5 protein-coding genes are annotated in these 6,678 nt (G+C 45.8%); 2 read left to right on the forward strand and 3 right to left on the reverse strand.

Features of this window, described 5'->3' with window-relative positions; translation table 11 throughout:
• Positions 1-86: 86 nt before the first annotated feature.
• Positions 87-2,810, reverse strand: a complete 2,724-nt coding sequence (gene ppdK / locus Q3C19_RS17420) for a pyruvate, phosphate dikinase (RefSeq protein WP_302731042.1) — start codon at positions 2,808-2,810, stop codon at positions 87-89.
• 205 nt (positions 2,811-3,015) lie between these two features.
• On the opposite strand from ppdK, the gene rlmD reads away from it, so the two are divergent.
• A complete protein-coding gene (gene rlmD / locus Q3C19_RS17425) occupies positions 3,016-4,437 on the forward strand; it encodes a 23S rRNA (uracil(1939)-C(5))-methyltransferase RlmD (RefSeq protein WP_302731044.1) in 1,422 nt (473 codons plus the stop codon).
• Between the two features lie 36 nt (positions 4,438-4,473).
• Positions 4,474-5,382 carry an RluA family pseudouridine synthase gene (locus Q3C19_RS17430; RefSeq protein ID WP_302731046.1) on the forward strand — a complete coding sequence of 303 codons (909 nt, stop codon included), beginning with the start codon at positions 4,474-4,476 and terminating at the stop codon, positions 5,380-5,382.
• Between the two features lie 224 nt (positions 5,383-5,606).
• On the opposite strand, the gene Q3C19_RS17435 is transcribed toward Q3C19_RS17430, so the two are convergent.
• Both Q3C19_RS17435 and Q3C19_RS17440 read right to left on the reverse strand, forming a co-directional pair.
• Positions 5,607-6,014 (reverse strand): hypothetical protein, encoded by a 408-nt coding sequence (locus Q3C19_RS17435; RefSeq protein WP_302731048.1) that lies wholly within the window; start codon positions 6,012-6,014, stop codon positions 5,607-5,609.
• Positions 6,015-6,020: 6 nt separating this feature from the next.
• A complete protein-coding gene (locus Q3C19_RS17440) occupies positions 6,021-6,434 on the reverse strand; it encodes a hypothetical protein (protein WP_302731049.1) in 414 nt (137 codons plus the stop codon).
• Between the last annotated feature and the right edge of the window lie 244 nt (positions 6,435-6,678).

Raw genomic sequence — 6,678 nt, forward strand, 5'->3', positions numbered from 1 at the left:
AGAATATAGTCTAATTCTTAAAAAATAGGCTGTAACACCTGATAAACAGTTTGTTACAGCCTAAATCAAATATTATTCTATATTGCTTATGCTTCCTCAATAGCAGCCTGCGCCGCAGCCAGTCGGGCAATAGGCACACGGAACGGAGAGCAGCTTACATAATTCAAGCCTACTTTGTGGCAGAACTTAACAGATGAAGGCTCACCACCATGTTCACCGCAAATACCGCACTTCAGGTCGGGACGAACTACACGGCCTTTTTCTGTAGCCATCTGGATAAGCTGACCAACACCGTTTTGGTCGAGAACCTGGAACGGGTCTACTTTCAGAATCTTCTTCTCCAGGTAAACCGGCAGGAAGGAAGCGATATCGTCGCGTGAATAACCGAATGTCATCTGAGTCAAGTCGTTTGTTCCGAATGAGAAGAACTCGGCAGATGATGCGATGCGGTTGGCTGTTAAAGCAGCACGCGGAACCTCGATCATTGTACCAACCTTAAACTCGATGCTGTCACCCATTTCTTCAAACAGCTTGGCTGCTTCCGAACGGATTACTTTTTCCTGTTCTTGGAATTCGTACAAGATACCGGTAAGCGGCACCATGATTTCAGGATGAGTTTCTACGCCTTCTTTCTTCAGTTCAAGTGCAGCACCCAGAATAGCACGTGTCTGCATCTGTGTGATTTCCGGATAAGTGTTACCCAAACGGCAACCGCGGTGACCCAGCATCGGGTTGTGTTCGCACAGAGCTTCTACACGCTGTTGGATGTATTGCAGACTTACACCCATAGCATCGGCCATATCTTGTTGTCCCTTCAAATCGTGGGGAACGAATTCGTGCAAAGGTGGATCGAGCAGACGAACTGTTACAGGATAGCCTGCCATTGCCTTGAAGATACCCTTGAAGTCGGCTTGCTGGTACGGCAGAATCTTTTGCAGTGCTTTGCGGCGTCCTTCAGCGTCTTCAGACAGAATCATTTCACGCATAGCCTTAATCTTCTCGCCTTCGAAGAACATATGTTCCGTACGGCAAAGTCCGATACCTACAGCACCGAAGTTGCGGGCTACGGTTGCATCGTGCGGAGTATCAGCATTGGTGCGTACTTTCAGTTTGGCATATTTGTCGGCCAGTTGCATCAGTTCGGCAAAGTCGCCCGAAAGTTCTGCAGCCTTGGTTTCAACCTGGCCTTTATATACTTCACCTGTACTACCGTTCAGAGAGATAAAGTCACCTTCTTTCAGAACAATACCGTCTACTTCTACTGTACGGGCTTTGTAGTCGATGTTCAGAGCACCTGCACCTGATACACAGCACTTACCCATACCACGAGCTACAACGGCTGCGTGTGAAGTCATACCACCACGTGCAGTCAGGATACCTTCGGCAACTGCCATACCAGCCAAATCTTCAGGAGAAGTTTCGATACGTACCATCACAACACGCTTGCCGGCAGCACGCCATTCGGCTGCATCATCAGCAAAGAATACGATTTGTCCGCAAGCTGCACCCGGAGATGCCGGCAGACCGCGAGTCAGCACTTTGGCTTGCTTCAAGGCAGTCTTATCGAATATCGGGTGAAGCAATTCATCCAGCTTGTTAGGCTCGCAACGCATCAGTGCCGTTTTTTCGTCAATCATTCCCTGACGGAGCAAGTCCATGGCAATCTTAACCATTGCTGCACCGGTACGTTTTCCGTTACGTGTCTGGAGGAACCACAATTTGCCTTCCTGTACGGTGAATTCCATATCCTGCATGTCGCGATAGTGGTTTTCCAGTTTGGTTTGCAAAGCATCCAGTTCCTTGTAGATTTCAGGCATGGCTTCTTCCATGGACGGATATTTAGAAGCACGTTCTTCCTCGCTGATACCTGCCAGTTCGGCCCAACGTTGCGAACCGATTTTAGTGATCTGTTGCGGAGTACGGATACCGGCAACTACATCTTCACCCTGTGCATTAATCAGGTATTCACCGTTGAACAGGTCTTCTCCTGTAGCGGCGTCACGGCTGAAGCAAACACCTGTTGCTGATGTGTCGCCCATATTTCCGAACACCATAGCCTGTACGCTAACGGCTGTACCCCACTCGTCGGGTATCCCTTCCATCTTACGGTATAAGATAGCGCGTTCGTTCATCCAGGAATTGAATACGGCACAAATGGCTCCCCAAAGTTGTTCGTAAGCACAAGTCGGGAAATCTTTTCCGGTACGTTCTTTTACGGCTGCCTTAAATCTCTTTACCAGTTCCTTCAGGTCGTCAACCTCTAATTCGTTGTCCAGTTTTACGCCTTTTGTATGTTTTACATCCTCAATGATGGCTTCGAACGGGTCGATATCATCTTTGTTTGTCGGCTTCATACCGAGTACAACATCGCCATACATCTGAACAAAACGACGATAAGAGTCCCAAGCGAAACGTGCATTCCCGGTCTTGCGAGCAAGTCCTTCAACAACATCATCATTCAATCCGAGATTAAGGATGGTATCCATCATACCGGGCATTGAAGCACGTGCACCCGAACGTACGGAAACCAATAAAGGATTGGCTACATCACCAAATTTTGAACGCATTAAAGTTTCTATATGTACAATGGCCTTTTCTACCTCATCTTTCAGTAAAGCTACAATCTTTTCCTGTCCCATCTCATAATATTCGGTACAAACTTCTGTTGTGATTGTAAAACCGGGAGGAACCGGAACCCCTATTAGATTCATTTCGGCAAGATTGGCGCCTTTACCGCCTAAAAGGTTGCGCATATCGGCTTTTCCTTCTGCCTGACCATTACCAAAGGTATAAACTCTTTTTTTGTCCATAATAAAAAATTTAAAGTTTTTGATTGTGTTTTTTCTTTTTCTGGTCGCAAATCTAAGGATATTTTACATATTAGAAAACTTTTTCGAAGAAAAACTTCTCTCAAAATGCAATTTCGACATTGCAATATTTAATATTCCGTTTCATAGAGATTATTCCAGAAAAAATGTCTATTTTTGTCGGCGAATTTATTAGAATGGAGTAAAAGTGGCAAGAAAGAGAAAAGAACTGCCTTTATTGGAGAAGGTGGAAATTACAGATGTGGCTGCCGAAGGAAAAGCCATTGCACGAGTGGATGATTTGGTCATTTTTGTACCTTATGTGGTACCGGGTGACGTTGTAGATTTGCAGATTAAGCGGAAGAAGCATCATTACGCCGAGGCCGAAGCAGTAAAATTCCATGTATATTCGCCTGTAAGAGCAGTCCCGTTCTGCCAGCATTATGGAGTTTGCGGGGGATGCAAATGGCAGATACTACCCTATTCCGAACAGATTAAGTACAAACAGAAGCAAGTGACCGACAACCTGACACGCATCGGAAAGATCAAGTTGCCGGAAATCTCTCCCATATTGGGTTCGGAAAAAACAATGTTTTATCGGAACAAACTGGAATATACTTTCTCGAATAAGCGCTGGCTTACGCCGGAAGAGGTAAAGCAGGATGTCGTCTATGAGCAGATGAATGCGGTTGGATTTCATATTCCAAATGCGTTCGACAAGGTGCTGGCCATCGAAAAGTGCTGGTTACAGGATGATATATCCAATCGCATCCGTAATGCGATACGCGATTATGCTTACGAACACAATTATTCCTTCATCAATTTGCGGACACACGAAGGTATGTTGCGCAACCTGATTATACGTACGTCCACGACGAATGAGCTGATGGTGATCGTGGTGTGCAAGATTGAGCAGGATGAAGAGATGGAACGTTTCAGACAACTGCTTCAATACGTGGCCGACACTTTCCCTGAAATAACGTCGCTGCTATACATTATTAATAATAAGTGCAACGATACGATTACCGATCTCGACGTATATACGTTCAAAGGTAACGACCATATTTACGAAGAGATGGAAGGCTTGCGCTTTAAGGTGGGTCCCAAGTCGTTTTATCAGACTAATTCCGAACAGGCGTACAATCTGTATAAAGTAGCACGCAACTTTGCTCAACTGACCGGTAACGAACTTGTTTACGACCTCTATACGGGTACCGGTACCATTGCAAACTTTGTTTCGCGGCAGGCCCGTCAGGTAATTGGTATTGAATATGTCCCCGAAGCGATCGAGGATGCCAAGACGAACTCTGAAATCAACGGTATTAAGAATACATTGTTCTTTGCCGGCGACATGAAGGACATCCTGACTCAGGACTTTATCAGCCAGTACGGACGTCCCGACGTCATCATCACCGACCCACCCCGTGCCGGGATGCATCCCGACGTCATCAACGTCATCCTGTTTGCCAAGCCACAACGCATTGTTTACGTCAGCTGCAATCCGGCAACACAGGCACGCGATCTGCAGTTGCTCGATGTAGATTACGAAGTGAAAGCAGTTCAGCCGGTTGACATGTTTCCCCATACGCATCATGTGGAAAATGTCGTACTGCTGGAGCGCCGAATTTAAAATAGAATCATCTAATTTATAAAAAGAGTATAAGCTGTGACAAAAGAAAAGATTGTAGCCAAAGCGCGTACACAATATACCGATTATTGGGTGAAAGAACCGGCTGAATTGATGGAATTTTTGGCCGCAAAAATGCCTCAGGCCAGCCGCACCAAACTGAAAACGTTGTTAAGCAAACGGGTTGTCTATGTGGACAGTGTCATCACCACTCAGTATAATTTCCCCTTGAAACCGGGGATGAAAGTTCAGATAAGTCGTGACAAAGGGAAGAAGGAATTCCATAATAAGCTGGTCAGAATCGTATATGAGGACGCTTATCTGATTGTAATTGAAAAGATGCAGGGGCTGCTCTCGGTCAATACCGAACGTCAGAAAGAACGGACCGCCTATACCATATTGAATGAATACGTAAAACGTTCAGGCAGGCAGAACCGCGTGTACATCGTACATCGGTTGGATCGTGACACTTCGGGACTGATGATGTTTGCCAAGGACGAGAAAACGCAGCACACGTTGCGCGACAACTGGCACAAGATTGTATTCGACCGCCGTTACGTAGCTGTCGTAGCCGGCGATATGGAGCAAAATGCCGGGACGGTGCGTTCGTGGTTGACAGACCGGAAGCTGTACGTTTACTCAAGCCCTACGGATGATGGCGGACAGGAAGCCATTACACATTACCGAACCATTAAACGGGCCAATAACTATTCGTTGCTCGAATTGAATCTGGAAACCGGGCGCAAGAATCAGATCCGTGTCCACATGCAGGACCTCGGGCATCCCATTGTGGGTGACGGACGCTATGGCCTGGAAGATGTAAATCCCATCGGTCGGCTGGCTCTGCATGCATTCAAGCTCTGCTTCTATCATCCTGTTACAGGCGAGGAAATGGCGTTTGAAACTCCCTATCCGGCCGACTTCAAGAAGCTGTTCCTAAAAAAGTAACTGGCTGGAGCGAGTGCAGTAACTGTTGCACTGTGAGTGCAGTAGCTATTGCACTGTCAGTGCACTAACTATTGCACTGCGAGTGCAATGCCTGTTGCACTGTATTTAGTCAATTAGGCACGAATTACACGAAGATTTGCAGATTTTTCCCTGCGTTATTTCGTGTAACCCGTGCCTAACATGTATTTCCTGAATGGTAAGGCTTACCATCCCTCCTTAAGCAATCAGTATTTGTATAAGGTAACTCCTCTTTCTACATAACCGTCAACGTACAAGGTTCCGGTTATCTTTTCCCATGTCACATAGACATCACGTATTTCCAGCAGAGGATACTGATTGCCGTAGTCCAACGACAATGTTCCGTCTTCTATTTTCCATCGGAATGGCAACGAACATACAATGATGCCGCTCGGATCATCGTAATAGCACTGATCGTCTGTGCCAAAACCACTATAGTCAAAGTAGAGCCCGCTTTCCAGAGGTTCTCCAAAGTCGTCCGTAAATCCGAGATCCCCTACCCACGTATAACCTGTTACCGACTCAAAAATAGTCTCATCATCCTGTGCACATGACGTCAATGCAAGTGATAGGCACAGGATACACATTTTCGCATATTGAATAGCTGTTTTCATATCGCATTATTTTACGTAATTGGCATCTGTCATCATAATCAGTACCCCATCGAGCTTTCCACTGAGATAGTGTTCGCGTATCCAAACATTCTCCAGATATTTCACATCTCCCGCTCCGTAACTCAGCACTAAACATTCCATTGTGCCGTCTTCCCATTTCCAGGTAAAGTCTCGTGTCTCCGTGTTGGCCGTACTTGAGGTATGATCATATTTCTTTTTCAGTTCCTGACCGGAGTTGCCGTTCTGTGTAAAGATGAGCTGATGCGTATAGGTTACGTCACCTTCCGTATATTCCTCGACCCAGGTCCGACACAGCTTGGCATTCATGTTGCTTGTGCTGTCGTCATCCTTTCCGCAAGCGGTGAGAAGCAGAGCAAATACACACAGCATACATATCTTTGCGTAATTCATTGTCTTCATTTTCAAGAATTTTTGGTTTTAGTTTTGGCAAACATACAAAAAATCTCTGGAATATCCGCCGAATTGCAGCAGATTAACGCAACAGGATTTGATAATTAGGGAGTTAGAGGAAAAACGCAGAAGTTGGGCAGACAGTTGAAAACCGTCTTAAAGCAGATTAAAGCAAAAGAACGGTTTCCTAATCATTACCCGATGAAAGTGCAGATTTAACAGTCCCTGTTTCATTTTGCAGCGTTCTGCGCAT

Source organism: Bacteroides sp. ET489, assembly GCF_030518095.1.
GTDB lineage: Bacteria > Bacteroidota > Bacteroidia > Bacteroidales > Bacteroidaceae > Bacteroides > Bacteroides ndongoniae.